The organism is Roseomonas sp. GC11, assembly GCF_024437745.1.
In the GTDB taxonomy this organism is placed as follows: domain Bacteria; phylum Pseudomonadota; class Alphaproteobacteria; order Acetobacterales; family Acetobacteraceae; genus Pseudoroseomonas.
Genome location: NZ_JANFNY010000081.1, coordinates 1 through 23,914 on the forward strand (window position 1 = coordinate 1; position 23,914 = coordinate 23,914).

The window sequence follows — 23,914 nt, forward strand, 5'->3', positions numbered from 1 at the left end:
CGCCCAATCTGGCCGCGCCGCGCCCGCCCGCCCCGGCCCGCCGCCCGGCGCCGCCGCCCGCCGTGGTGCGCCCCTTCCAGCGCATGGGCGGCCGCTCCTGCTGCTGGCCCATCGGGGAGCCTGGCACGCCGGAGTTCCGCTTCTGCACCGCCGAGGCGATCCCCTCGAAGCCCTACTGCCCCGAGCATGCCGCCGTGGCCTATGTGAAGGCCCGGGACCGGCGCGAGGATGCGGCTTGAAAGAAGAAATCTTCTTTTTCTGAAGAAAAAGAAGCAAAAAGACTTTTTCCAGTTGGCGTTCCGCTTCGGTCCTGAGGTGGGTCGCCAACTGGAAAAATTTTTTGGTTCTTTTTTATAAAAAAGAACTTCTTTTTTACTGACTTATTGCACGGCCGCATCCCGCCGCCCGATCAGCCGGCGGCGAATGCTGCCCGAGAGCAGGTCGATGGCGGCGACGGTCAGCACCATCAGGATGATGATGAAGGCCACTTCGTCCCAGTGCCGCACCTTGATGCGCTCGGCGATCTGCAGGCCGATGCCGCCCGCGCCGACGACACCCAGAATGGCCGCCGAGCGCGTGTTGCTCTCGAAGAAATAGAGCGCCTGGGCCAGCATCACCGGCATCACCTGCGGCAGCACGCCATAGCGGATGGCCTGCAACCGGTTGCCGCCGGAGGCGAGGACGCCTTCGCTCTGCCGCTTCTCCGCATTCTCGATGGCCTCGGCATAGAGCTTGGCCAGCACGGCGAGGTCGCTGGTGAAAATGGCCAGCACGCCGGCCAGCGGCCCCAGCCCGACGGCCCGCACATAGGCCAGCGCCCAGATCAATTGATCCACGCCGCGGATGCCATCGAACAGCCGCCGCACGGAAAAGCGCAGCAGTGTGACGGTGACGATGTTGCGCGCCCCCAGGAAGCCCAGCGGCACCGCCAGCAGCGCCGCCAGCACCGTGCCGAGGAAGGCCATGGCCACGCTTTCCGCCATGCCCTTCAGGATCTCCATCCAGAGCTCGCCAGGGCTTGGCGGCACCATCAGGCGCAGGATGGTCATGACGCCGGACAGGCCGTTCCACAGCCGCGCGGGCGTGATGTCGAACAGCCAGAAGCTGTAGCCCAGCCAGAGCAGGAAGGCGGCGCCGGCCAGGGCGAGCAGCGCCCGCTCCCGCACCGGGCGGCCAAAGGCGCGCGGCGCGCGGGCGCGCCAGGTGGCGATCTCGGTGGCGGTGGGGGTGGCCATCAGCGCGCTCCCTCGGCATGGATCAGGCGGTGCCGCAGCCGCTCCGACACGAGGTCGATCAGCATGACGGCGGCGATGACCAGCACGACGATGGCGCTGATCTCCTCGTAGTAGTTGAAGGCGATGACCTGATAGAGCTCCTGCCCGATGCCGCCGGCACCGACGAAGCCGATGACGCTGGCGCCGCGCACATTGATCTCGAAGCGCAGCAGGGCATAGCTGAGCAGGTTCGGCGCCACCTGCGGCAGGATGGCGTAGCGGCAGGCCTGCGCCCAGTTGCCGCCCGAGGCGCGCACGCCATCCCAGGGCTGCATCTCGGCATTTTCCATGACCTCGGCGAAGAGTTTCCCGAGTGCCCCGGCGGTGTGCAGGGCAATGGCCAGGATGCCCGCCAGCGGCCCGACGCCGAAGGCCCAGACGAAGATCAGCGCATAGACGATCTCGGGCACGGTGCGCGTCGCCTCCAGCCCGCGCCGCGTGAGCTGGTGCAGCCAGCGCGAGGGGGCGAGGTTGCGCGCCGCCGGGAAGGCCAGCAGCAGCGCCACGGCCGCGCCGCCCAGCGTGGCCAGCGCCGCCATCTGCGCCGTCTGCGCCAGCAGCAGCGCCCATTTGTCGAGGCGGTAGAACCAGAAGGCGATGCTGCCCTCCGTCTCCCAATCCGCCAGCAGGTGGCGGGCCTCCAGCGAGGGCAGGATCTTGACGAAATACTCGCCGATGCGCGGCAGGCCGGCGGCCAGCTTGTCCGGGTAGAACTCGCTGATCCAGCCCGCCAGCAGCAGCGCGGCGGCGAGCAGGGCGAGGCTGCCGAGGGTCACCCGGCGGCGCTGGCGGCGGAGGGCCTGGAAGGCGGCCTCCCCGCGCTGCACCACCGGGAGATGGGCGGCGATGGCGTCCATGCGCTATTCGCGGCGGCGCCGGGCCGCCGCCTCCTCTCGTCTGAGGTCGATGAAGATCTGGTAGTCCTCGTGCCGGGCGGGGACATAGCCCGCGCCCTCGCCCCGGCTGATCTGGCGGTAGATCTCCGGGTAGGCGCTGGGCAGGGCGAGGAAGAAGGCCAGCAGATCGGCCTTCAGCGCCGCCGGCAGGTCGGCCCGCACGGTGATCGGGCCGGTCACGATCGGCTCGGAGCGCCAGACGATGCGCAGGTCGGACATGGTCAGCATGCCCTTCTCCACCATCGCGCGCAGATTGCCGCGGGTGAAGCCCTGTGCCTCGTCGCCCTGGCCGGAGGCCCAGGTGCAGCAGGCGTCATATTGCCGTTGCAGCACGGCCACCACCGCCTGCTCATGCCCGCCGGCGAAGCCGGTGCGGGCGAAATACGTCTCCGGCGCGATGCCCTGGCGGCGCAGCGCGGCGCGCGGCATCAGGTAGCCGGAGGTGGAGTTGGGGTCCGCCCAGGCCAGTGCCTTGCCCTGCATCCCGGCGAGATCGGTGATGCCGGAATCCGCCCGCGCCACCATCACCGCCAGATAGCCCTTCGAGCCATCCTCCTGCACCGGCACCACCAGCGGCTCCACGCCGCCTTTGGTGTCGATCCAGGCGCCGGCATAGGCGGCGGAGCCGAGCGAGGCGATTTCCACCTGCTTCGCCGCGAAGGCCTGCATCACCCCGGCATAATCCCCGGCGGGATAGACGCGGACGGGGATCTCGAAGGTCTTTTCCAGCAAAGCGCGGTAGCCATCGAAGCGGGCCAGGCGGTCGGCCTCGTTCTCCCCGCCCATCAGCGCGATGCCGAGGCGCGGCATGGCATCGGCCCAGGCGCGGCGCCCGGCGGCGGGGAAGGGATGCCCCGTCCCCTGGGCCAGCGCCAGGGAGGGCAGGGCCGTGAGCGGCAGGGCCATGAAGCGGCGGCGGTTCAGAAGCATGGGGCGCCCCAATCAGCAAAGCCGGGGGAAGACTCCGCCCGGTGGGCCCATCTTTTTGCCATCCGCGCGGAAAGCAACAGCGGCCAGTCCGTATGCCTGCCTTGAGGAAGGCCAGGGGAAAGAGAAGAAATGTTCTTTTTCTTCAGAAAAAGAAGGCTCTGCCTGGATTACGACCGGCGGCGCCGCTCGGCCGCTTCCTCGCGGCGGAGCTGGACGATCGGCTCGAACTGCTCATGCGTGACCTTGGCATAGCCCAGCCCGCCGCCGCGCTCGATCTGCGCGTAGATCTCCGGGTGGGCGCTGGCGAGGGCCATGTGGAACTGCGTCATATCCTGCTTGAAGCCTTCCGGCAGGTCGCTGCGCACCACCAGCGGGCCGTTCAGGATCGGGCGCGAGGTCCAGATGATGCGCATGTCGTTCATGTCGAGCATCTTCTTCTCGACCATGGCGCGCAGATTGCCGCGGCTATAGCCCTGGGCGACATCGCCCTGGCCGGAGGCCCAGGTCACGGCGGCGTCGTACTGCTTCTGCTGCACGGCGACGACGGCCTGCTCATGCCCGCCGGCGAAGCCGGTGCGCGAGAAATAGTGGTTGATGTCGATGCCGGCGCCGCGCAGCTCGGAGCGCGGCACGAGATAGCCGGAGGTCGAGTTCGGGTCCGCCCAGGCGAGGGACTTGCCGCGCATCTGCTCCAGGCTGGTGATGCCGGAGTCCTTGCGGACGATCATCACCGAGACATAGGAGATGCTGCCGTCATTCTCGCGCGGCACGACCAGCGGCTGCACGCCGCCATTGGTGTCGAGCCAGGTGCCGGCATAGCCCGAGGCGCCCATGGAGGACATCTCGATCTGCTTCGCGGAGAAGGCCTGCATCACGCCGGCATAGTCGGCGGCGGGGAAGAGGCGGACGGGCACCTTGAAGGTGGCCTCGATCAGCTTGCCATAGGCCTCGAAGCGGCCGAGGCGGTCCGCCTCGTTCTCGCCGCCCAGCAGGCCGATGCGGAGCTGCGGCACCTGCTTCGCCCAGGGGCGCTCGCCGGTGGCCGGCATCTCGACCTTTTCAACCGTCTGCGCGCGCAGGGCAGCAGGCAGCAGCGCGGAACCGGCCATCAGGCCGGCCAGCATGCGACGCGTGATCATCGGGTCTCTCCATGAGGCCGGCCAGCCTTGGCGGCGGTCCGGCGGGAAGGGGGCTCAGTCGGGCAGAAGACTCAATCGGGCAGAAGACTCAGGCGGGCAGGGGCGCCGCCTGGCTGGGTCCGGCACCGGGGGCTGCCTTGGGGGCCGCCGCGCGGGCGGGCTCCACGGTGCTGCATTCATCGAACTCGGCTTCCGACACGCCGTAGATCTCGCGCAGCCGCGCGGCCGTCAGCGCCTCCGGCGGGCCGTCGAACATCATGCGGCCGCCCTGCATGGCGATGATGCGGTCGCAATACTCGCGGGCGGTGTCGAGGTGGTGCAGGTTGCACAGCACGGTGATGCCGTCGCGCCGGTTCACGTCGCGCAGCGCGTCCATCACGGTGCGGGCATTGCGCGGGTCGAGGCTGGCGATGGGCTCGTCCGCCAGGATGATGCGCGGCTCCTGCATCAGCGCGCGGGCGATGGCCACGCGCTGCTGCTGCCCGCCGGAGAGCGTGTCCGCCCGCTGCAGCGCCTGGGCGGCGAGGTCGAAGCGGTCCAGCGCCATCAGCGCCATCGCCCGCTCCTCCGCCGTGAAGCGCTTCAGCAGCGTGGCCAGGGTGCCGGCGAGGCCGGGATGGTGGTTCAGCCGGCCGACCAGGACATTGGTCAGCACGTCCATCCGCTGCACGAGGTTGAACTGCTGGAAGATCATGCCGCAGCGGGTGCGCCAGTCGCGCAGGGCCTGGCCGCGCAGCGCGGTGACCTCGACGCCATCGCAGAGGATGCGGCCCTCGGAAGGCTCGGTCAGCCGGTTGATCATGCGCAGCAGGGTGGACTTGCCGGCGCCGGAGCGGCCGATCACCCCCACCATCTGCCCGGCCGGCACGGTGAGGCTGACGCGGTCCACAGCCGTCGTCGCGCCGAAGCGGCGCGAGATGTTGTCAAGCTGGAGCATCGGCCATCCTTCGCATGGCGGGGGCTATAGCGCCCGGCCATGACAGGGGAATGACCAGGCAATGACAAGCCTGTGTCGCGTCTGGCTGCCCTGCGGAGAGGAGGGCAGGGGAGGGTTCTTTTTGGAAAAAAGAACCAAAAAACTTTTTTCTGTGGGCGCCCCGCCCGAGGGAGGGGCGCCCCTGGAAGGGCCTCAGGCGGCGCGGACCGCCTTGATGAAGCCGCCCACCTCGACGCCGAGCTGGCCGGCCTGCTGCGCCACCTGGCCGGCGGCGCTCAGCACATCCTCGGCCGCATGGCCGGTGATGCTGACGGCCTGGCTGACACCGCTGATATTCTGCGTCACGTCGCGGGTGGAGATGGCGGTCTTCTGCACGGAACGGGCGATCTCCTGCGTCGCCTGCCCCTGCTCGTCCACGGCGGTGGCGATGCTGTTGGCGATGGCGCTGATCTCGCTGATGGTGCTGCCGATCCCCTGGATGGCGGTCACCGCCTCCTCGGTCGCGCTCTGGATCTGCGCGATCTGGGCGCCGATTTCCTCGGTGGCCTTGGCGGTCTGGCTGGCGAGGTTCTTCACCTCGGAAGCCACCACGGCGAAGCCCTTGCCGGCCTCGCCGGCGCGGGCGGCCTCGATGGTGGCGTTGAGGGCGAGCAGGTTGGTCTGGCCGGCGATGCTCTGGATCAGCCCGATCACGTCGCCGATGCGCCGGGCACCCTCGGCCAGGGCGCGCACGGTGGCGTCGGTGCGCTGCATCTCGTCCGTGGCGCGGCTGGTGATGGTGGCCGACTGCGCCACCTGCCGGTTGATCTCGGCGATCGAGGCGGTCAGCTCCTCCACCGCGGCGGCCACGGTCTGCACGCCGCCGCTGGTTTCCTCGGCCGCGTTGGTCACGGCGCTGGCCTGGCGGTCAGCCTGCCCGGCGGCCTCGCTCATGGAGCGCGCGGTGGCCTCCAACTCGGTCGCGGCGGAGGAGAGGGTGGAGGACAGGCTGCTCGCCGCCTCCTCGAAGCCCTTCACCAGCCCGTCCAGCTTCACCCCGCGCTCGGCGCGGCGGGTCTGCTCGGCGGCCTGCTCGGCGGCCAGCCGCTCGGCCTCGATCATGCTGTCGCGGAACACCGCGACGGCGCTGGCCATCTCCCCCACCTCGTCCTTCCGGCCCACGCCGGGGATGGGGCTGGCCATGTCACGCCCGGCCAGGCCGTGCATGCGCTTCGTCATCTCCGTGACCGGCTTGCCGAGGTCGAAGCTCAGCCACAGCGTGCAGCCGATCGTGACCAGCAGCGTCACCACGCCAATCACGATGCTGATCCAGAAGGCTTCGTTATAAGTGGCCTGGGCCTCGGCGAGGCTGCGCTGCGCGCCCTTGCGGTTGGCCTCCTTGGCCTGCTCCAGGGCCTCCCAGGCCTCATTGTAGACAGCCGCGGCGGGGGCGCTGAAGGCGCGGATGGCGGCGGAGCGGTCCTGCTGCGCCTGGGCGAAGGCACTGTCCTGTGCCGCGACATAGGTCTGCCAGCGCTGCTGGAAGCTGGCATAGGCGGCCCGCTCATCCGGCTCGCTGATCGTGGCCTCGTAGATGCGCTGGGCCTCGCGCATCGCCTTCATGCGGGCTTCGAGGCGGCCCAGCGCATTCTGCCGCCCGGCCTCGTCCTCCGCCGTCACCACCTGGAAGGCCACCAGCCGCACCCGTGTCGCTGTCGCGCGCAGATCGCCGATGGCATCGACGGCGGGCATCCAGTTGGTGCCCATGGTTAAGGTGCTTTGGTTGATCCGGCTCATTTCCTGGAGGCCGATGCCGCCCATCAACAGGACCATGAGCAGCAATCCGCCGAAGGCCAAACTCAGCTTGCTGCGGATGCCGAGATTGCTCAGGAAACCCATGAAGACCGCGACTCCTCCTTGGCGGCCTGGGGTCACGAATGTGTGATGTGGGCCGGCGCCTCGCAGATTAGCGAGGCAACCCTTAGCGAGCCCTTAAACAGGCAAAGGACTCACCGCCCGAGCAGCACCAGAATCACACCGCCCACCACGATGATGGCCCCGGTGACTTCCGCGGCGCGCAGCGTCTCGCGCAGGTAGAAGCGGCTGAACAGAAGGGTAAAGAGGATTTCCGTCTGCCCCACCGCCCGCACCAGCGCCACCGGCGCCAGGGCGAAGCCGGTGAACCAGCAGGCCGAGCCGCAGGCGGAGAGCGCCCCCACCGGCGCGCTGACGCGCCAGCTGCGGAACACCGCGCGCAGCTGCGCCGGCTCCCGCGCCGCCAGCCAGCCGCCCTGCATCAGCGTCTGGAGGATGTTGGTGGCCACCAGCGTCACCAGGGCGCGCAGCACCGGGTCCGGGTGGTCCAGCTCGAAATTGGCCGATTTGATGAGGATGGCGGTGAGCGCGAAGCACGCCCCGGCGCCCAGGCCGAACAGCGCCGCCGGCTGCGCCGTGGCGCGCAGCAGCGCCGCCGGCCCCCCCGCCTTGCCCGCCAGGGAGAGTTGCAGCACCCCCGCCACGCCCAGCGCCGTGCCGAGCCAGGCCAGGGGCGAGATGCGCTCCCCCAGCAGCAGCAGCGCCAGCAGCGCGCCCTGCACCGCCTCCGTCTTGGCATAGGCGGTGCCGACGGCGAAGCCGCGCGCGCCGAAGGCCATGATCAGCAGGTTGGTGCCGAGGATCTGCATCAGCCCCCCGGCGGCGCTGTAGGCGAGGAAGCCGGCATTGGGCGCGGGCGGCATGGCGCCGCTGGCCAGGGCATAGGCCAGCAGCAGCGCCGCCCCCACCGGCACGCCATAAAGATAACGCACCACCCCGGCGGCATTGACCGAAAGCTCGCCGCGCAGCTTCTGCTGGAGGGCCGTCCGCCAGGTCTGCAACAGGGCGGCGGTCAGGGTGGCGGCGATCCAGAGCGGCATGGCGGGGTCCGGGGTAGGGAAACCCCAAGCCTAGGCCATCCCGCCGCGCGAGGGGACCGCCGGGCGGCAGAAAGATCGCGGCACGGCGCCAGAGGTGGCAGGGCGCGCTGGCCTTGAGAGGGGCTTCGCCCCTCTCAAACTCTCCCCACCAAAGGCCTGAGGCCTTTGGAAACCCATCTGTCAGAAGCCACCGGAAGCCGGGGCGGCTTATCCCCGCTGCAGCTCGGAGAAGGCCTGGTTGAACACCTCGAGCAGCACGCCGCGGAACCAGCGCTGCGCCGGGTCGCGGTCCTGCGCCTCCGTCCAGACGAGGGAGTAGGGCACGGGGGCGGGGGCCATCGGCGTCGGGTCGATCGCCAGGCCCTTGCGCATGGCCAGCTGCGCGGCGACGTAGTCCGGCACCGTTGCCACCAGATCCGTGCCCGGCAGGGCGGCGGCCAGCAGCGCGAAGGAGCTGACCCCCAGCACCACCCGGCGGGACAGGCCCTGCTGCTCCAGCAGCGCATCCACCAGCCCGCTGAGGTCGCCGCGCGGCGAGATCAGGGCGTGGCGGCGGGCGCAGTAATCCTCCAGGCTGGTCACGGGCGCCGTCTGCGGGTCGCGCAGCAGCACCCAGCCGGAATGCCGCAGCACGCGCATCCGCGCATTGGCCGGCAGGTCCTGGCCGATATAGCCCAGCGCCACCCCGATCTCGCCCTGGGACAGCATGACGGGCAGGGTGCGGAAATCCCCCACATGGATCGCCAGGTTGCACAGCGGCGCCTCCACCTGCAGCCGCGCCAGCAGGGGCGAGATGAGGGCGAAGGCGGCCGAGTCGGTGCAGCCCAGGTGGAAGTCCCGCGCATCCGTCTCCGGGGCGAAGGGGGTGGCGGCGGCGATCTCGGCATCGAGCTGGCGCAGCCGGGGGGCGATGGCGGCATAGAGCGTCTCGGCCCGCGGCGTCAGCCGCAGCTCGCCGCCCTGGCGCACCAGCAGCGTGTCGCCAAACTGCTCGCGCAGCCGCTTCAGCCCGCCCGAGGCAGCCGGCTGGGAGAGGAAGAGCCGCTCGCCGGCGCGGGTGACGTGCCGCTCCTCGGCGAGGGCCACGAAGAGGCGCAGCAGGTTCAGGTCGGGCAGGTGGCCGTTGTGCGGGGTCTGGCTCATGGGGGCCTGTTAGCGGTGCGGGAGGCAGGGAGGCTAGAAGCTTTGGCGCCGCGCGTCAGATACAAGACCTTGCCCCGCCCCCTCTGCCCCGCCCCCACTGGCCTGTCCCCACTGGCCTGCCTCCCTGGCGCAGGCGTGACCGCCGCGGGCCTTCCGCCCCACCGGCCGCGCGCCGATATCCGGCGCGATGCATATCCGGCAAGGAACCGCCATGACCCGCAGCCTGGCCCGCCTCCCGGTGCTGGCCGCCACCCTCGCCACGGTCCTCACCGCCGCCCTGGTGCCGCCGGCCGCCGCCCAGGCCCCGGCGGCGCCCGAGGGCGGCACCCGCCTGCTGCTGAGCGAGAGCGCCGAGGTCACCCGGGCCCCCGACGAGATCCACGCCACCCTGCGGGCCGAGCAGCGCGGTGGCAGCGCGGCGCTGGCTCAGGCGCAGCTCAACACGGTGATGCAGCGCGCCCTGGCCACTGCCCGCGCCGTGCCCGGCGTCACCGCCACCACTGGCGGTTCCTGGACGCAGCGGGTGGAGGAGACGCGGCAATGGCAGGCCGGGCAGGCGCTGGTCCTGCGCGGGGCGGAGGCGGGGGCGCTGCTCGAACTCGCTGGCAGCCTGCAGCAGCAGGGGCTGGCGCTGGGCGGGCTGTCCTGGTCGCTTTCCCGCCCGGCGGCGCAGGCGGCGCGGCAGGAGGCCGGGGCGCTGGCCATCGACGCCCTGCGCGCCCGTGCCGTGGCGGTGGCGGCGCAGCTCGGCCTGCGGGTGGAGGGTATCCGCGAATTGCGGCTGGACGCGCCGGATCAGCCCGGCCCGCGCCCGATGATGGCCATGATGGCGCGGCGCGAGGCCGCCCCGGCCCCGGTTTCAGCGCCGGAGGACATCATCATCAGCGCCACGGCGGCGGCGGAGATCCTCCTGGTGAAGTAGCCAGGGGCTCCGCCATCCGCTGGCGCCCAACGGATGCGGGGGTCCGGGGGAACTCAGTTCCCCCGGCGCTTTCTTACTTCTTATTTCTTAAACTTCTTATCTCTCACTTCCCGGCGTCGTCTTCCCAGGTGTAGCGGAAGTCGCAATGGCTGGCCCCGCCCATGATGGTCTGGCTGCGGGACATTTTCAGGCGGGGGTCGTAGCCCTCGCAGAAGGCGCCGTCGCGGTTGCAGGAGAGGATGCCGCCGAGTTCTCCGAGCCCCATCTCCTTATAGGTCTCGGCATAGCGGCAGCGCGTCACGTTGAAGTCGAAATGCGCCTTGTCCTGGCGCACCACATCGATGCGCAGGGCGTCCTCGCGCGTCCAGCGCGGCTGGATGCTGACGAAATGCTCCAGGCTTGGCTCGGGTGCCTCGGCGGCCATGTCGGCGGCGGCCTGCTTCGCCAGCTTCACCACGGCCTGGCGCAGGATGCGCCGTGCTGTCTCGGCCCCCAGCTCGGCCGCCATTTCCTCATAGATGCCCTTGGCGAAGGCCGCCTCGATGCGGCGCTGCTCCAGGATGGAGACGGTCATGGCAGGTCACTCCTCACGGTCCCGCCGGCGAGGCTAGCGCGGCGGGGCGGCGGCGGGCGAGGGGGGGCGAGAGTGGGGGGGGGATGGCAGCCCGGCCCGGCGGTGCCATGATGGCCGCGAAATGTCCACGACCCTCACCGGGATTCTCCTCCAGCTGGCCGCCATCGCCCTGTTCGTGGCGATGGACACCACCATCAAGGTGATGACGGCGAGTTTCCCGGTGCCGCAGATCCTGTTCTGCCGCTTCCTGGTTCATGTGGCGGCGGTGGCGGTGCTGCTGCGCCTGTTCACGGGGTCTTTTCCGTGGCGTTCCCGCGCGCCGGGCCTGCAGGCGCTGCGCAGCCTCTCCCTGGCCTCGGCCAATTTCCTGTTCTCCCATGCGCTGGCGCATGTGCCGCTGTCGGATGCCACAGCGGTGAACTTCGCCTCGCCCCTGCTGACGGTGGCGCTGGCCGCGCTCTGGCTGAAGGAGCCGGTGGGGGCGCGGCGCTGGCTTGGGGTGGGGATCGGGCTGGCCGGGGTGGTGGTGGCGCTGCGCCCGCCCTTCCTGACCGGCGGACCGCTGCCGCATTGGGCCATCCTGCTGCCGCTCGGCACCGCCGCGCTCTACGCGGTGTATCAGATTCTGACCCGCCGCCTCGCCACGGTGGATGACCCGCGCACCACCATCCTGCACACCGGCCTGGCCGCCACGCTGGTGAGCGCCCTGGCCCAGCCCCTGGTGTGGGAATGGCCGGCGGATGCCTGGAGCCTGTCCCAGGGCTGGGCGGGGCTGGCGGTGCTGGGCCTGCTGGGGGCGGCGGGGCATGCCATGCTGGTGCTGGCCTTCAGCCGCGCCCCGGCCAGCCTGCTGGCGCCGATGAGCTACACCCAGCTGATCTGGGCCGTGCTGGCCTCCATGCTGGTGTTTGGCGACTGGCCGGACCGTTTCACCCTGCTGGGGGCCATGGTGATCGCGCTGGGGGGCGTGCTGGTGGCCCTGCCGCAGCGGCGGGGGTGAGCTTGTGGCGTCTGCGTAACCGAATACCATAGGGCGCGTTGCCGTGCGGTGGGCGCGGGGCCGGCTCAAGCATCTGCGGCTTGCGCCGAGGGCGCCGAGGGGGTAGCGGAATGCGGGCGCGAGGACAGGGAATGGCCACGACATTCGGAACGCCGCGGGACCAGGCGGTTGAGGGTGCGCTGCGGGATCACCCGCGCGCGGCGCTGGACGCCAATTCGGTGCGGGATGCCTATCGCCGCTGGGCGGGGGTGTATGACGCGGTGTTCGGGGGGGTTTCCTCCTACGGGCGCCGCCGGGCCGTGGCGGCGGTGAACCGCCTGCCCGGCACCCGCGTGCTGGAGGTGGGGGTGGGCACCGGCCTCGCCCTGCCGCGCTATCGCGCCGAGAAGCGCGTGGTGGGCATCGACCTCTCGCGCGAGATGCTGCTGAAGGCGGAGGAGCGGGTGCGCGAGGAGCGCCTCGCCCATGTCGAGGGCCTGCTGGAGATGGACGCCGAGCAGATGGCGTTCCAGGACGGCGCCTTCGACATCGCGGTGGCGATGTTCACCGCCAGCGTGGTGCCGGACGCCAAGAAGCTGATGGCGGAGATGCAGCGCGTGGTGCGCCCGGGCGGCCACCTGCTCTTCGTCAACCATTTCGCCGCCGAGGCGGGGCCGCGCTGGTGGGTGGAGCGGACGATGGCGCCGCTCTCGCGCATCCTGGGCTGGCACCCGGACTTCACCTTCGCCGACCTGTTCGACCGCGAGCAGGTGCAGGTGGAGCAGATCCAGCCCTGCCCGCCGGCGGGGCTCTTCACCCTGGTGCATCTGCGCAATGCGCAGCCCGGGGTGCAGGCCGTGGCCGCCGCGGCCTGAGGCGCGGCATGGCGGCCGGCCCCCGGATCGCGGAGGACCAGGTCGCCGAGCTCGCCGGCATGTTCTGGCTGATGAGCGACCCCACGCGGCTGCGCATCATCCTCTCCTGCCTGGACATGCCGGCCCCGGTGGGGGCGATGGCGGAGGCGCTGGGCATCTCGGCGAGCCTCGCCTCGCACCACCTGCGGCTGCTGCGCGCGGCGCGCCTGCTGCAGGCGGAGCGGCGCGGGCGGCAGGTCTTCTACGCGGTGACGGACGCGCATATCCGCTCGATGCTGTCGGACATGGTGGACCATGTGCGGGAGGAGGAGGCCGAGGCCGAGCTTCCCCCCGGCGGCGGCGGCTGATTCGGGGGCGGCGGCGGCCGGGCACGGAGGGGTGCGAGTCGGGGTCTCCATCGGTGGAATTGTTTCGCCGCATGAGACGGTAACGATGTGGTTGTTTGCCAAATCGTCTTATGAAAGGGCGCTTGCACATTGCCGCCCCGCCATCACTTGTGCGGGGCGGTGCCACGCGATTATGGTCCGGCCGATATGCTTCTCCTGCGTGCCCCGCAGGGGGGGTGGCCGGGCCGTGCGGTGCGGTTCCGGCTTGATGCGTGAAAGCGCCGGCGCCCCGGTCAACCGGGACGCCTGGATAACGAGCGGACGGGATAGGGAATGCGGCGGTCGATCGTTTCGCGATTCGCAGGTTTGCCGGCCACCCTTGCGGTGGCGGCGGCCTCTCTGCTGAACGGGGCGCCGGCCCTGGCCCAGGACAGCGCGCCCATGGTGGGCGCGCCGGTGCCGTGGGGGATTGCGCTCCAGAAGGCGGCTGGCCCGCTGAAGGAAGCGATCCACGACTTCAACAACCTGGTGCTGTGGATCATCATCGCGATCACGGTCTTCGTGGGCGTGCTGATGGCCTATGCCATCTGGCGCTTCCGCGCCGAGGCCAACCCGGTGCCCTCGCGGACCAGCCACCACACCCTGCTGGAAGTGGCCTGGACCGTCCTGCCGGTGCTGATCCTGATCGTGATCGCCATCCCCTCCTTCCGGCTGATCTACTACCAGGACCGCGCGCGGGATGCCGAGCTGACGGTGAACGTCACCGGCCGCCAGTGGTACTGGCACTATGCCTACCCGGAGCAGGGCAACTTCGCCTTTGACAGCTACCCGATCCAGGAGGCCGACCTGAAGCCCGGCCAGCTGCGCAACCTGGACGTGGATGAGCCGATGGTCATCCCCGTGGGCAAGACCGTGCGCATCATCACCACCGGCCAGGACGTGATCCACAGCTTCTTCGTGCCGAGCCTCGGCGTGCAGAAGTACACGATCCCCGGCCGCACCATGGAAACCTGGCTGCGGGCCGACCGGGTGGGCACTTTCTACGGCCAGTGCAACCAGATCTGCGGCACTAACCACTGGTTCATGCCGATCGTGGTCAAAGCAGTGCCGCAGGCGGAGTTCGATGCCTGGGTGGCGGGCGCCAAGCAGCGCTTCGCCCAGGCGGACACGGCTCCGGGCGGCATGCCGGCGGTGCTCGCCGGGGCCGCTGCTCCCGCTGCCGAGGCCCTGCCGGGCCAGCAGCTGGCGCAGCTCAGCCGCTGACACGGCGCGTAAAAGACGGTTCGAAAGCGGGACGGACGGACAACGATGGCGACCGCGTCAAACACGCATGACACACACGGCCATGGCGACCATGGCCACCACGACCACACACCGGGCTTTGTGGCGCGCTGGTTCTTCAGCACGAACCACAAGGATATCGGGATCCTCTACCTGATCTTCGCCGTGGCGGCGGCCTTCGTGGGCATCGGCCTCTCCCTGCTGATGCGCATCGAGCTGCAGTCGCCCGGCATGCAGATCTTCGCCGATGGCCAGGCCTGGAACGTGGCCGTCACCGCCCATGGCGTGGTGATGGTGTTCTACGTCATCATGCCGGCGCTGATCGGCGGCTTCGGCAACTACTTCGTGCCGATCATGATCGGCGCGCCGGACATGGCCTTCCCGCGGCTGAACAACATCAGCTTCTGGCTGCTGGTGCCGGCCCTGGCGCTCGCCGTGGCCAGCCTCTTCGTGGGCGGCGCCGGCACGGGCTGGACGCTCTATCCGCCGCTGTCCAACAGCACCTACCAGTCCGGCATGGGCGTGGACATGGCGCTGTTCAGCCTGCACCTGGCGGGCGCCAGCTCCATCCTGGGCGCGGCCAACTTCATCACCACCATCTTCAACATGCGCGCGCCCGGCATGACGCTGCACAAGATGCCGCTCTTCGTGTGGGGCATGCTCGTCACCGCCTTCCTGCTGCTGCTCTCGGTGCCGGTGCTCGGTGGCGCCATCACCATGCTGATCACCGACCGCAACTTCGGCACGGCCTTCTTCGACCCGGCCGGCGGTGGTGACCCGGTGCTGTTCCAGCACCTCTTCTGGTTCTTCGGCCACCCCGAAGTCTACATCATGATCCTGCCGGGCTTCGGCATCATCAGCCACGTGCTGTCCACCTTCAGCCGCAAGCCGATCTTCGGCTATCTCGGCATGGCCTACGCCATGGTGGCCATCGGCGTGGTGGGCTTCGTGGTCTGGGCGCACCACATGTTCACCTCCGGCATCTCGGTGGACACGCGCGCCTACTTCATGGCCGCCACCATGGTCATCGCCGTGCCGACGGGCATCAAGATCTTCTCCTGGATCGCCACGATCTGGGGCGGCTCGATCACCTTCCGCACGCCGATGCTCTTCGCCCTCGGCTTCATCTTCCTCTTCACCATGGGCGGCGTCACCGGCGTCAAGCTGGCCAATGCCTCTGTGGACGTGATCCTGCACAACACCTACTACGTCGTGGCGCACTTCCACTACGTGCTGTCCCTCGGCGCGGTGTTCTCCATCTATGCCGGCTTCTACTACTGGATCGGCAAGATGAGCGGGAAGCAGTACCCGGAGTTCTGGGGCAAGTTCCACTTCTGGCTGACCTTCGTCGGCGTGAACCTGACCTTCTTCCCCATGCACTTCCTGGGCGCCCAGGGCATGCCGCGCCGCTACCCGGATTATCCGGATGCCTTCGCCGGCTGGAACCTGATCGCCAGCCTCGGCGCCTATATCTCGGTCGCTTCCTTCGTCGTCTTCCTCTACGTCTGCTACCGCACCTTCACGAGCAAGGAGCAGGTCGCGGCGAACCCCTGGGGTGAGGGCGCGACGACCCTGGAGTGGCAGGTGGCCTCGCCCCCGCCCTTCCACACCTTTGATGAACTGCCCCGTATCCGTTGAGGTAGCTTCCGGTCGATGAGTGACAGCGCGATCAAGACCGAGATCCGGTTGGGGGGGGCTGCGGCCCCCCTCGGCACGTCGGGTGAGCTTGACCTGAGCGAGGTGCGCGACTGGGTCGCGCTGCTGAAGCCGCGCGTCATGTCGCTCGTCGTCTTCACCGGGCTCGTCGGGCTGCTGGTGGCGCCCGGCCATATCCACCCGGTGCTGGCGGCCACCGCCATCCTCTGCATCGCCGTGGCGGCCGGGGCCTCCGGCGCCATCAACATGTGGTATGACCGCGATATCGACGCGGTGATGCGCCGCACCGCCACCCGCCCCATCCCGGCCGGCCGCATCCGCGCCGATGCGGCGCTGGCCTTCGGCATTTTCCTCGCCATCGCCTCCGTCGTGCTGATGGGGCTGGCCACCAACTGGGTCGCCGCCGCCGTGCTGGCGGGGTCCATCGGCTTCTATGTCTTCATCTACACCATGTGGCTGAAGCGCCGGACGCCGCAGAACATCGTCATCGGCGGTGCCGCCGGCGCCTTCCCGCCGATGATCGGCTGGGCCGCCGTCACCGGCCAGGTCACCATCGAGGCGGTGGTGATGTTCGCCATCATCTTCTTCTGGACGCCGCCGCATTTCTGGGCGCTCTCGCTCTTCGCCAGTGGCGACTATGCCCGCGCCGGCGTGCCCATGCTGCCCGTCGTCGCCGGGGCGAAGGAAACCCGCCGCCAGATCTGGCTCTACAGCCTGCTGATGGCGCCGCTCGGCCTCGCCCCCGTGCTGGTCGGCATGGCCGGCCCGGCCTATGGCGCCGCCGCCCTGGTGCTCGGCCTGTTCTTCCTGCACGCCATGTGGGGCGTGAAGCGCGACGCCCAGGACGAGCAGGGCCGCAGCCTCAACAACGAGGCCCCGGCCCGCGCCGCCTTCAAATTCTCGATCCTCTATCTCTTCATGCTCTTCGCCGCCCTGGCGGCGGACCATCTGGTCTTTGGCTCATGAGCGCGAATCCCACACCCGCCGGCATGACGCCGGAGGAAAAGGCGGCCTTCATCCGCCGCCGCCGCGGCCGCAACTGGGCCGTCTTCCTGACCCTCCTGGCCCTGGTGGCGATCTTCTACTTCGTCGCCATGGCCAAGATGCAGGTTCACTGAAGCGGGAAGGGGAGGAAACACCGCATGGCTCTTGATGATCCCGGGCTCGCCCGCCGCAACCGGCGCCTCGCCCTCGGCAGCGCCGTGGTGGTCTGCGGCATGCTCGGCCTCTCCTTCGCCGCCGTGCCGCTCTACCGCATCTTCTGCGCCGTCACCGGCTATGGCGGCACGCCCATGCTGGGCGCCGCCGCCCCGGGCGCCGCGGAAGGGGCGGGCCGCGTCACCATCCGCCTCTCCGCCAACACCAACCCCAACCTGCCCTGGCGCTTCCTGCCGGAGCAGCCCAGCGTCCAGCTGCGGCTCGGGGAGGAGGCGCTGGCCTTCTACACCGCCAGCAACCAGGCCAGCACGCCCGTCACCGGCATCGCCACCTACAATGTGACGCCCGAGGTGGCCGGCCCCTATTTCCACAAGGTCCACTGCTTCTGCTTCGACGAGCAGACGCTGCAGCCGGGCCAGCAGGTCGAGATGCCCGTCACCTTCTGGGTCGATCCCAAGATCGCCGAGAATCCGGAAACGCGCGGCATCCGCACCATCACCCTCAACTACACCTTCTTCCGCACCCTGGCGGATGCGGAGAAGGCCGGCGCCGTCGCCAAGGCCGGGCCGCATGTCGGCAAGGCCAGCGCGCTGGAGCCACCCGCGCAAAGCCCCACCCTCACGCGGTGAAAGGCTTGATCCGCACCCTGTTTTCGGGATGATGCATTCCGTAACGACAGGGTGGCCCGGGCACGGTCCAGGCCGTGCCCGAACGCTCTGAACGAATCCCCTGTGTCAGGTCCAGGAAGCCCCATGGCCAGCAACAACGTGACGGTGGACGCGGATATCCCGCCCCCCAACAAGCATCCCTACCACCTGGTCGAGCCCAGCCCCTGGCCCATGGTCTCCTCGCTGGGCGCGGGGCTGCTGGTGCTGGGTATCATCCTCTTCGCCCAGAAGGGCATCCACTGGGTGCTCGGCCTCGGTGTGCTGGTCGTGCTGGCCTCGATGTACTTCTGGTTCCGCGACGTGGTGCGCGAGGCCCGCACGCCGGGCATCCACACCCCTGTCGTCCGCCTCGGCCTGCGCTACGGCATGATGCTGTTCATCGCCTCCGAGGTGATGTTCTTCGTCGCCTTCTTCTGGGCCTATTTCCACTTCGCCCTCTATCCGGAGCATGTCTCCGGCGCGGCGAAGGCCATCTGGCCGCCGGCGGGCATCCACACCTTCGATCCCTTCCACCTGCCGCTGCTGAACACGCTGATCCTGCTGCTCTCCGGCTGCACCGTCACCTGGGCCCACCACGCCCTGCTGGCGGGGGACCGCAAGGGCCTGCTCCAGGGCCTGTCCCTCACCGTCTTCCTCGGCATGTTCTTCACCTTCTTCCAGGCCGTCGAGTATGCCGAGGCTCCCTTCGCCTTCCATGGCGGCGGCGTCTACCCCTCGGTCTTCTTCCTGGCCACCGGCTTCCACGGCTTCCACGTCATCGTCGGCACCATCTTCCTCGCGGTCTGCCTCGTCCGCGCCTGGAAGGGCCACTTCACCCCGAAGCGCCATTTCGGCTTCGAGGCGGCGGCCTGGTACTGGCACTTCGTGGACGTGGTGTGGCTGTTCCTCTTCGTCTGCGTCTACGTCCTCGGCGCGGGCGAAATCGCCCACCACTGAGCCGCCACAAAGACCCGGCGCCTTTTTCCGAAAGGCGGGTGCAGGGGACCCTGTCCCCTGCTGGGGGAGTTTGAGGGGGCAAAGCCCCCTCATGACCAGGAGTGGAGAGACTCCGGGGCGGTCCCTATGGCCGCCCCGTTTTGCGTCCGGCGTCCCCTGGCCGCCCGCGATGCCGCACGGGAAAACCCATCGTGACACCTTGGCGCCGCCTTCTCCTCCCCACCCTGGCCGGATTGCCGGTCCTGGCCATCCTGCTCGGCCTTGGCACCTGGCAATGGCAGCGGCTGGAATGGAAGACCGCGCTGCTGGCGCGCATCGCCGCTTCCGAGGCCGGGCCGCCCCAGCCCCTCACCGCCGCCGCGCCCGAGGACTGGAGCAAGGTCTCCGCCACCGGCCGCCTGCGGCATGACCGGGAGGTGCTGCTGGGCATCTCCATCCGCAATGGCGTGATGGGCGCGGCCCTGCTGACCCCGCTGGAGCGCCCCGGCCTGCCGCCGCTGCTGGTGGATCGCGGTTGGGTGCCGCTGGAGCGCAGTGCCGCCATCGCCCGGCCGGAGGGCGAGATCCGCATCACCGGCTATGTCCGCCCCTCCGAGGCGCGCGATGCCTTCGCCGCCACGGACGACCCGGCGGGGCGGCGCTTCTACACCATGGATATCCCCGCCATCGGCGCCGCCCTCGGCATGCCTGGCCTCGCGCCCTATGCGCTGGTGGCCCTGCTGCCTGAAGCTCCGGCGCCTGAGGCGCCCGGCGCCCTGCCGCAGCCGGCCCGTGCCCTGCCGCGCCCGCCCAACAACCATCTGGGCTATGTCATCACCTGGTATGGGCTGGCGCTCTCGCTGCTCGGCGTCTTCGCCGTCTGGGCGCGCCGCCGCCTGAAGGATCCCGAACCCCGATGAACGACGCCTATCGCCGCCTGAAGGCCCGCTTCGCCCGCATCGCCCTGCTCGGCGAGGCCCAGGCGATGCTGCACTGGGATGCCGCCGCCGTCATGCCGCCCGGCGGCGCCGAAGCGCGTGGCGAGCAGCTCGCCGCCCTGGCCGGCCTCGCCCATGAGCTGATGACGGCGCCCGCCATGGCCGAGGACCTCGCCGCCGCCACGGCGGAAGGCGAGTGGGACAGCGCCAACCTCGCCTTGATGCGCCACGCCCAGGCCCGCGCCACCGCCCTGCCCACCGCGCTCGTCGAGGCCAGCACCCGCGCCAATGCCGCCTGCGAGACGGTGTGGCGCGAGGCCCGCGCCGCCTCGGACTTCGCCCGCGTGCGGCCCTGGCTGGCCGAGGTGGTGCGCCTTCAGCGCGAGACGGCCACGGCCCTCGCCGCCGCCACCGGCCTCTCCCCCTATGACGCGCTGATGGAGGGCTACCAGCGCGGCATCGGCGCCGCCGATGTGGAGCCGATCTTCGCCGCCTATGAGGGTTTCCTGGCCGAGGCCCTGCCGCGCGCCGAGGCCCTCCAGGCCGCCCGCCCGGCGCCGCTGCCGCTGCCCGGCCCCTTCCCGGTGGCGGTGCAGAAGGCGCTCTGCCGCGAGATGGCGGAGCGCGTCGGCCTCGATTTCGAGCATGCCCGGCTGGATGAAAGCCTGCATCCCTTCTGCGGCGGCATCCCCAGCGATGTCCGCATCACCACCCGCTACACGGAGGAGAATTTCGCTCAGGCGCTGCTCGGCGTGCTGCATGAGACGGGCCACGCCCTCTATGAGCGCGGCCTGCCCGCCGCCTGGGCGCATCAGCCGGTGGGCGAGGCCGCCGGCATGGCCGCCCATGAATCGCAGAGCCTGATCATCGAGATGCAGGCCAGCCGCTCCGATTCCTTCCTGGGCTTCGCCGGGCCGCGCCTGCACGCCGCCTTTGGCGGCCCGGCGGCGGCCTATGCCCCGGCGAATCTCGCCCGCCACTGGCGCCGGGTGGAGCGCGGCTTCATCCGCGTCGATGCCGATGAGCTGACCTACCCCGCCCATGTCATCCTGCGCTTCCGCCTGGAACGCGCGCTGATCGGCGGGGATCTGGCGGTGGATGACCTGCCCGGGGCCTGGAATGAGGGCTTCGCCCGGCTGCTCGGCCTCACCCCGCCGGATGACGCGCGCGGCTGCCTGCAGGACATCCACTGGCATGACGGCGCCTTTGGCTATTTCCCCTCCTACACCCTGGGGGCCATGGCGGCGGCGCAGCTGATGCGCGCGGCCCGCGCCGCCCTGCCGGGGCTGGACGCGGCGCTGGGGGAGGGGGATTTCGCCCCGCTGCGCGGCTGGCTGCGGGAGAAGGTGCATGGCCAGGGCGCGCGCCTCGGCTTCCAGGACCTGCTGCGCCACGCCACCGGCAAGCCGCTCGACCCCGCCGATTTCATCGGGCACCTGACGGAGCGGTATCTGGTGGGGTGATGTGGTCTTGAGGGGGCTTTGCCCCCTCAAGCTCCCCCAGCAGGGAGCAGGGCTCCCTGCACCCGCCTTCTGTTGGGTTTCCAAAGGCCTCAGGCCTTTGGTGGGGAGTGTCTGAGAGGGGCAAAGCCCCTCTCAGGAGCACGCGTTCCGTGTTGCCCGCGCCGCTCAGCCGCCATTGCTGATATTGGGCACCGGTTCAGGCCAGGACGGTGTGCCGGGAGGATCCTCCAGCGCCAGCACGCCGCCGCCCGCCCCGCCATCCAGGATGGCCGCGATGTCGTCGCGCACCACCGGCAGGCGGCGGTAATACTGGTGGCAGCTGTCGAGCGAGTGGTGCGGCTGCATGTCCGTCAGCGCATGGCAATCGACGAAGCGCCAGGATGCCGCCGGGTAGAGCGCCGCATCCGGCAGGCCGAAAGGCCCGCTCCGGCCGATGCGCTGGCGGCCGGTGATCGTGGCGCTCAGCCGCAGGATCTGGTCCGCCGAACTGTGATAGACGCTGACGCGCTGGCCGATCCGTGGCAGGGCCAGCAGCCAGGAAGGCGCCGCTCCCACCCCCTCCGACCAATCGGCATCCGAGGCGGCGAGGAGGATTTCGTCGAACAGTTTTTCCTGCGGCAGGGCGGTGGCCTGCATGGCCTCGATCCCCTTGGCGAGCACCAGCGTGCCCATGCTGTGCGCCAGCAGGACGACGCGGCGGCCCGCGGCCCGCATCTCAGCCAGAAGCGGGCGGATGCGGTCCAGGAAGCTGTGCAGAGCCGCGCCGCTGCCCTTGGCCATGGCACGGTCGTCCTGATAGGCATTGCAGAGCGGGCTGATGGTCTTGCCGCTGCACGCCAGCACCAGCGTCAGCGGCGCCGCCAGCGCGCCCAGGACCACATCGCCCGGGTCCACCACCTCCCCTTGCGAGGGCCAGCAGAAGGCCAGCACGCTGAGCGTCCGGCCGCCCGCCCGTGCCGAGGCCAGCCACTGCGCGTTGAAGGCGGCCCGCGTGATGGCATCGGGGAAGCTGTTGGCGAAGCCGTGCAGGAAAATCAGCAGGTCGCCCCCCTCCGCCAGCAGGGCCTCGGCATGGTCCAGGGGGATGCCGGGCTGCTGGGCCATGTCCAGCCTCTGGATCGGCCCCGTTTCCAGTCGCCCCAGCCGCGCATCGCCGACCAGGGCCGTGCCCCAGGCCAGTTCCCCCGGCGGCCTGAGCGTATCGGCATAGGCCCGGGCGGGGTCGCTATCCCCCGTCGAGGCGCGGGAGGTGGCGTAATAGACGGTCACCGGCATGGCCTTTTCCCTCCGGGCAGCAGGCAGCGGGCATGGACGCGCCGCCCTTCTATCACGCCGGCGAAAGTGATTCGATATCGTTACAAAATGTCCGATCCCGTCCCCCGTTTGAGCCCGCCCGCCCGCCCGCTACACTGCCGCCGCGAAGGATGACCGCCATGCAGAACACGGACTCCATCTGGCGCCATGTCGAGGCGAAGCGCGAGCGCTTCACCGAACTGAGCGACCAGGTCTGGGAAACCCCCGAACTCAACTATGCCGAGCACCGCTCCGCCGCCGCCCATGGGGAGGCGCTGCGGGCCGAGGGCTTCCGCGTCACCACCGGCATCGCCGGCATCCCCACCGCCATGGTCGGCGAGGCGGGGGAGGAAGGGCCGGTCATCGCCATCCTCGGCGAATATGACGCGCTGCCCGGCCTTTCCCAGGAAGCCGGTGTGGCGGAGCATCGCCCGCTGGAGGCGGGGGGCAGCGGCCATGGCTGCGGGCATAACCTGCTGGGTGCCGCCTCCCTGCTCGCCGCCACGGCGGTGAAGGACTGGCTGGCGGAGAACGGCATCAAGGGCCGCGTCCGCTATTATGGCTGCCCCGCCGAGGAAGGCGGCTCCGGCAAGGGCTTCATGGTGCGCGAGGGCGTCTTTGATGACGTGGACATCGCCATCTGCTGGCACCCGGCGGCCTTTTCCGGCGTCAACAAGCCGCGCTCCCTGGCCTGCATGGAGGTCGATTTCGCCTTCACCGGCCGTTCCAGCCATGCCGCCGCCGCGCCGCATCTCGGCCGTTCCGCGCTGGATGCCGTCGAGCTGATGAATGTCGGCGTCAACTACATGCGCGAGCACATGCCCGACCATGCGCGCATCCACTACGCCTTGCAGGATGCCGGTGGCATCGCCCCCAATGTGGTGCAGGGCAAGGCGCGGGTGCGCTACCTCGTCCGTTCCCTCACCATGGCGGAGGTGCTCACCCTGCTGGAGCGGGTGAAGAAGATCGCCGAGGGCGCGGCGCTGATGACGGAAACCAGCGTCACCCACCGCGTGCTGAGTGCCGATGCCGAGCTGGTGGCCAACCCGCCGCTGGAGCAGGCCATGGAGGAGAACTTCCTCCGCCTCGGCCCGCCCGGCTTTGATGCGGCGGACAAGGACTTCGCCCGGCAGATCCAGGCCACGCTCACCCCGGGCGAGATCCGCGCCGCCTATCTCCGCGCCGGCCTCGACCCCATCCCCGGCGAGGTGCTGGCCGAGCGCCTGGTGCCGCTCTCCGCGCCTGAGCCGGCGGGCATCGGCTCCACCGATGTCGGCACGGTGTCCTGGGTGGTACCGACGGTGCAGGCGCGCGGCGCCACCTATGCCATCGGCACGCCCGGCCATTCCTGGCAGCTGGTCGCCCAGGGCAAGGCCCCGGCGGCGCATAAGGGCCTGGAGCATGTGGCGAAGGTGATGGCCGGCACCGCCGTGGATATCCTGACCAAGCCGGAGCTTCTCGCCCGCGCCAAGGCCGACCACGCCGCCCGCACCGCCGGGAAGCCGGATATCTTCCCGATCCCGAAGGACATCCCGCCGCCGCTCGACATGGCCAATGGCCATTAAGTTATTAATATTCTTCTTTTTCTGAAGAAAAAGAAGCAAAAAGACTTTCTTTCAGTTTGGCGGGGGGGGGGGGGGGGGGGGGGGGGGG

24 protein-coding genes are annotated in these 23,914 nt (G+C 70.0%); 14 read left to right on the plus strand and 10 right to left on the minus strand.

The window, feature by feature from the left end; genetic code table 11:
* The coding region (locus NON00_RS20000; RefSeq protein ID WP_305123478.1) for a GcrA family cell cycle regulator at nt 1–239 on the plus strand (239 nt) is incomplete at its 5' end.
* A gap of 141 nt (nt 240–380) precedes the next feature.
* On the opposite strand, the gene phnE (NON00_RS20005) is transcribed toward NON00_RS20000, so the two are convergent.
* The 8 genes from phnE (NON00_RS20005) to NON00_RS20040 form a co-directional block, all read right to left on the minus strand.
* Nucleotides 381–1,235 carry a phosphonate ABC transporter, permease protein PhnE gene (gene phnE, locus NON00_RS20005; RefSeq protein WP_256024478.1) on the minus strand — a complete coding sequence of 285 codons (855 nt, stop codon included), beginning with the start codon at nt 1,233–1,235 and terminating at the stop codon, nt 381–383.
* Nucleotides 1,235–2,131, minus strand: coding sequence for a phosphonate ABC transporter, permease protein PhnE (gene phnE / locus NON00_RS20010; RefSeq protein WP_256024479.1), 897 nt, complete (start codon nt 2,129–2,131; stop codon nt 1,235–1,237). The genes phnE (NON00_RS20005) and phnE (NON00_RS20010) overlap by 1 nt, the downstream gene beginning before the upstream one ends.
* 3 nt (nt 2,132–2,134) lie before the next feature.
* On the minus strand, nt 2,135–3,100 hold the full coding sequence (gene phnD, locus NON00_RS20015; protein ID WP_256024480.1) for a phosphate/phosphite/phosphonate ABC transporter substrate-binding protein: 966 nt from the start codon (nt 3,098–3,100) through the stop codon (nt 2,135–2,137).
* A 167-nt stretch (nt 3,101–3,267) separates the two neighbouring features.
* Nucleotides 3,268–4,239: a phosphate/phosphite/phosphonate ABC transporter substrate-binding protein gene (gene phnD / locus NON00_RS20020; RefSeq protein ID WP_256024481.1), complete on the minus strand. Its 972-nt coding sequence runs from the start codon at nt 4,237–4,239 to the stop codon at nt 3,268–3,270.
* 88 nt (nt 4,240–4,327) lie between these two features.
* Nucleotides 4,328–5,176: a phosphonate ABC transporter ATP-binding protein gene (gene phnC / locus NON00_RS20025; RefSeq protein ID WP_256024482.1), complete on the minus strand. Its 849-nt coding sequence runs from the start codon at nt 5,174–5,176 to the stop codon at nt 4,328–4,330.
* 192 nt (nt 5,177–5,368) lie between these two features.
* The gene (locus tag NON00_RS20030; RefSeq protein ID WP_256024483.1) at nt 5,369–7,054 is read right to left on the minus strand and encodes a methyl-accepting chemotaxis protein; all 1,686 of its coding nucleotides are present in this window, start codon (nt 7,052–7,054) and stop codon (nt 5,369–5,371) included.
* Nucleotides 7,055–7,164: 110 nt separating this feature from the next.
* Nucleotides 7,165–8,070, minus strand: coding sequence for an EamA family transporter (locus NON00_RS20035; RefSeq protein ID WP_256024484.1), 906 nt, complete (start codon nt 8,068–8,070; stop codon nt 7,165–7,167).
* Nucleotides 8,071–8,277: 207 nt separating this feature from the next.
* A complete protein-coding gene (locus NON00_RS20040; protein ID WP_256024486.1) occupies nt 8,278–9,213 on the minus strand; it encodes a LysR family transcriptional regulator in 936 nt (311 codons plus the stop codon).
* 211 nt (nt 9,214–9,424) lie between these two features.
* On the opposite strand from NON00_RS20040, the gene NON00_RS20045 reads away from it, so the two are divergent.
* Complete coding sequence (locus NON00_RS20045; protein ID WP_256024487.1) at nt 9,425–10,135, plus strand: SIMPL domain-containing protein; 711 nt, start codon at nt 9,425–9,427, stop codon at nt 10,133–10,135.
* Nucleotides 10,136–10,238: 103 nt separating this feature from the next.
* Here NON00_RS20045 and NON00_RS20050 read toward each other — a convergent pair whose 3' ends face one another.
* Entirely contained in the window at nt 10,239–10,709 is a 471-nt protein-coding gene (locus NON00_RS20050) for an L-2-amino-thiazoline-4-carboxylic acid hydrolase (protein ID WP_256024488.1), read from the minus strand.
* A 121-nt stretch (nt 10,710–10,830) separates the two neighbouring features.
* Here NON00_RS20050 and NON00_RS20055 point away from each other — a divergent pair, with 121 nt between their 5' ends.
* From NON00_RS20055 to NON00_RS20105, 11 genes are all read left to right on the plus strand, one after another.
* Nucleotides 10,831–11,709: a DMT family transporter gene (locus NON00_RS20055; RefSeq protein ID WP_256024489.1), complete on the plus strand. Its 879-nt coding sequence runs from the start codon at nt 10,831–10,833 to the stop codon at nt 11,707–11,709.
* A 131-nt stretch (nt 11,710–11,840) separates the two neighbouring features.
* Complete coding sequence (locus NON00_RS20060) at nt 11,841–12,563, plus strand: class I SAM-dependent methyltransferase (RefSeq protein ID WP_256024490.1); 723 nt, start codon at nt 11,841–11,843, stop codon at nt 12,561–12,563.
* Between the two features lie 8 nt (nt 12,564–12,571).
* Nucleotides 12,572–12,910 (plus strand): helix-turn-helix transcriptional regulator, encoded by a 339-nt coding sequence (locus NON00_RS20065; protein ID WP_256024491.1) that lies wholly within the window; start codon nt 12,572–12,574, stop codon nt 12,908–12,910.
* Nucleotides 12,911–13,222: 312 nt separating this feature from the next.
* Nucleotides 13,223–14,152: a cytochrome c oxidase subunit II gene (gene coxB, locus NON00_RS20070; RefSeq protein WP_256024492.1), complete on the plus strand. Its 930-nt coding sequence runs from the start codon at nt 13,223–13,225 to the stop codon at nt 14,150–14,152.
* Nucleotides 14,153–14,197: 45 nt separating this feature from the next.
* Nucleotides 14,198–15,808 (plus strand): cytochrome c oxidase subunit I, encoded by a 1,611-nt coding sequence (gene ctaD / locus NON00_RS20075; RefSeq protein ID WP_256024493.1) that lies wholly within the window; start codon nt 14,198–14,200, stop codon nt 15,806–15,808.
* A 15-nt stretch (nt 15,809–15,823) separates the two neighbouring features.
* Entirely contained in the window at nt 15,824–16,792 is a 969-nt protein-coding gene (locus NON00_RS20080) for a heme o synthase (protein WP_256024494.1), read from the plus strand.
* Entirely contained in the window at nt 16,789–16,944 is a 156-nt protein-coding gene (locus NON00_RS20085; protein WP_256024495.1) for a hypothetical protein, read from the plus strand. The genes NON00_RS20080 and NON00_RS20085 overlap by 4 nt, the downstream gene beginning before the upstream one ends.
* 24 nt (nt 16,945–16,968) lie before the next feature.
* Nucleotides 16,969–17,613: a cytochrome c oxidase assembly protein gene (locus NON00_RS20090; RefSeq protein WP_256024496.1), complete on the plus strand. Its 645-nt coding sequence runs from the start codon at nt 16,969–16,971 to the stop codon at nt 17,611–17,613.
* Between the two features lie 123 nt (nt 17,614–17,736).
* The gene (locus NON00_RS20095; RefSeq protein ID WP_256024497.1) at nt 17,737–18,588 is read left to right on the plus strand and encodes a cytochrome c oxidase subunit 3; all 852 of its coding nucleotides are present in this window, start codon (nt 17,737–17,739) and stop codon (nt 18,586–18,588) included.
* 191 nt (nt 18,589–18,779) lie between these two features.
* Entirely contained in the window at nt 18,780–19,487 is a 708-nt protein-coding gene (locus NON00_RS20100) for an SURF1 family cytochrome oxidase biogenesis protein (protein ID WP_256024499.1), read from the plus strand.
* Nucleotides 19,484–20,968 (plus strand): carboxypeptidase M32, encoded by a 1,485-nt coding sequence (locus NON00_RS20105; RefSeq protein WP_256024500.1) that lies wholly within the window; start codon nt 19,484–19,486, stop codon nt 20,966–20,968. The genes NON00_RS20100 and NON00_RS20105 overlap by 4 nt, the downstream gene beginning before the upstream one ends.
* A gap of 165 nt (nt 20,969–21,133) precedes the next feature.
* Here the strand turns inward: NON00_RS20105 and NON00_RS20110 are convergent, their stop codons facing one another.
* On the minus strand, nt 21,134–22,243 hold the full coding sequence (locus NON00_RS20110) for an alpha/beta fold hydrolase (RefSeq protein WP_256024501.1): 1,110 nt from the start codon (nt 22,241–22,243) through the stop codon (nt 21,134–21,136).
* A 158-nt stretch (nt 22,244–22,401) separates the two neighbouring features.
* On the opposite strand from NON00_RS20110, the gene NON00_RS20115 reads away from it, so the two are divergent.
* Complete coding sequence (locus NON00_RS20115) at nt 22,402–23,826, plus strand: M20 family metallopeptidase (RefSeq protein WP_256024502.1); 1,425 nt, start codon at nt 22,402–22,404, stop codon at nt 23,824–23,826.
* Nucleotides 23,827–23,914: the final 88 nt, after the last annotated feature.

Excerpts from the sequence above, each read along its gene's own strand:
- NON00_RS20080 (WP_256024494.1), top strand. The coding sequence starts at position 15,824 with ATGAGTGACAGCGCGATCAAGACCGAGATCCGGTTGGGGGGGGCTGCG.
- NON00_RS20055 (WP_256024489.1), top strand. The coding sequence starts at position 10,831 with ATGTCCACGACCCTCACCGGGATTCTCCTCCAGCTGGCCGCCATCGCC.
- phnE (WP_256024479.1), bottom strand. The coding sequence starts at position 2,131 with ATGGACGCCATCGCCGCCCATCTCCCGGTGGTGCAGCGCGGGGAGGCC.
- NON00_RS20065 (WP_256024491.1), top strand. The coding sequence starts at position 12,572 with ATGGCGGCCGGCCCCCGGATCGCGGAGGACCAGGTCGCCGAGCTCGCC.
- NON00_RS20040 (WP_256024486.1), bottom strand. The coding sequence starts at position 9,213 with ATGAGCCAGACCCCGCACAACGGCCACCTGCCCGACCTGAACCTGCTG.
- NON00_RS20060 (WP_256024490.1), top strand. The coding sequence starts at position 11,841 with ATGGCCACGACATTCGGAACGCCGCGGGACCAGGCGGTTGAGGGTGCG.
- NON00_RS20090 (WP_256024496.1), top strand. The coding sequence starts at position 16,969 with ATGGCTCTTGATGATCCCGGGCTCGCCCGCCGCAACCGGCGCCTCGCC.
- NON00_RS20045 (WP_256024487.1), top strand. The coding sequence starts at position 9,425 with ATGACCCGCAGCCTGGCCCGCCTCCCGGTGCTGGCCGCCACCCTCGCC.
- phnE (WP_256024478.1), bottom strand. The coding sequence starts at position 1,235 with ATGGCCACCCCCACCGCCACCGAGATCGCCACCTGGCGCGCCCGCGCG.
- phnD (WP_256024481.1), bottom strand. The coding sequence starts at position 4,239 with ATGATCACGCGTCGCATGCTGGCCGGCCTGATGGCCGGTTCCGCGCTG.
- phnC (WP_256024482.1), bottom strand. The coding sequence starts at position 5,176 with ATGCTCCAGCTTGACAACATCTCGCGCCGCTTCGGCGCGACGACGGCT.
- coxB (WP_256024492.1), top strand. The coding sequence starts at position 13,223 with ATGCGGCGGTCGATCGTTTCGCGATTCGCAGGTTTGCCGGCCACCCTT.
- NON00_RS20035 (WP_256024484.1), bottom strand. The coding sequence starts at position 8,070 with ATGCCGCTCTGGATCGCCGCCACCCTGACCGCCGCCCTGTTGCAGACC.
- NON00_RS20095 (WP_256024497.1), top strand. The coding sequence starts at position 17,737 with ATGGCCAGCAACAACGTGACGGTGGACGCGGATATCCCGCCCCCCAAC.
- ctaD (WP_256024493.1), top strand. The coding sequence starts at position 14,198 with ATGGCGACCGCGTCAAACACGCATGACACACACGGCCATGGCGACCAT.
- NON00_RS20115 (WP_256024502.1), top strand. The coding sequence starts at position 22,402 with ATGCAGAACACGGACTCCATCTGGCGCCATGTCGAGGCGAAGCGCGAG.
- NON00_RS20030 (WP_256024483.1), bottom strand. The coding sequence starts at position 7,054 with ATGGGTTTCCTGAGCAATCTCGGCATCCGCAGCAAGCTGAGTTTGGCC.
- NON00_RS20085 (WP_256024495.1), top strand. The coding sequence starts at position 16,789 with ATGAGCGCGAATCCCACACCCGCCGGCATGACGCCGGAGGAAAAGGCG.
- phnD (WP_256024480.1), bottom strand. The coding sequence starts at position 3,100 with ATGCTTCTGAACCGCCGCCGCTTCATGGCCCTGCCGCTCACGGCCCTG.
- NON00_RS20105 (WP_256024500.1), top strand. The coding sequence starts at position 19,484 with ATGAACGACGCCTATCGCCGCCTGAAGGCCCGCTTCGCCCGCATCGCC.
- NON00_RS20050 (WP_256024488.1), bottom strand. The coding sequence starts at position 10,709 with ATGACCGTCTCCATCCTGGAGCAGCGCCGCATCGAGGCGGCCTTCGCC.
- NON00_RS20110 (WP_256024501.1), bottom strand. The coding sequence starts at position 22,243 with ATGCCGGTGACCGTCTATTACGCCACCTCCCGCGCCTCGACGGGGGAT.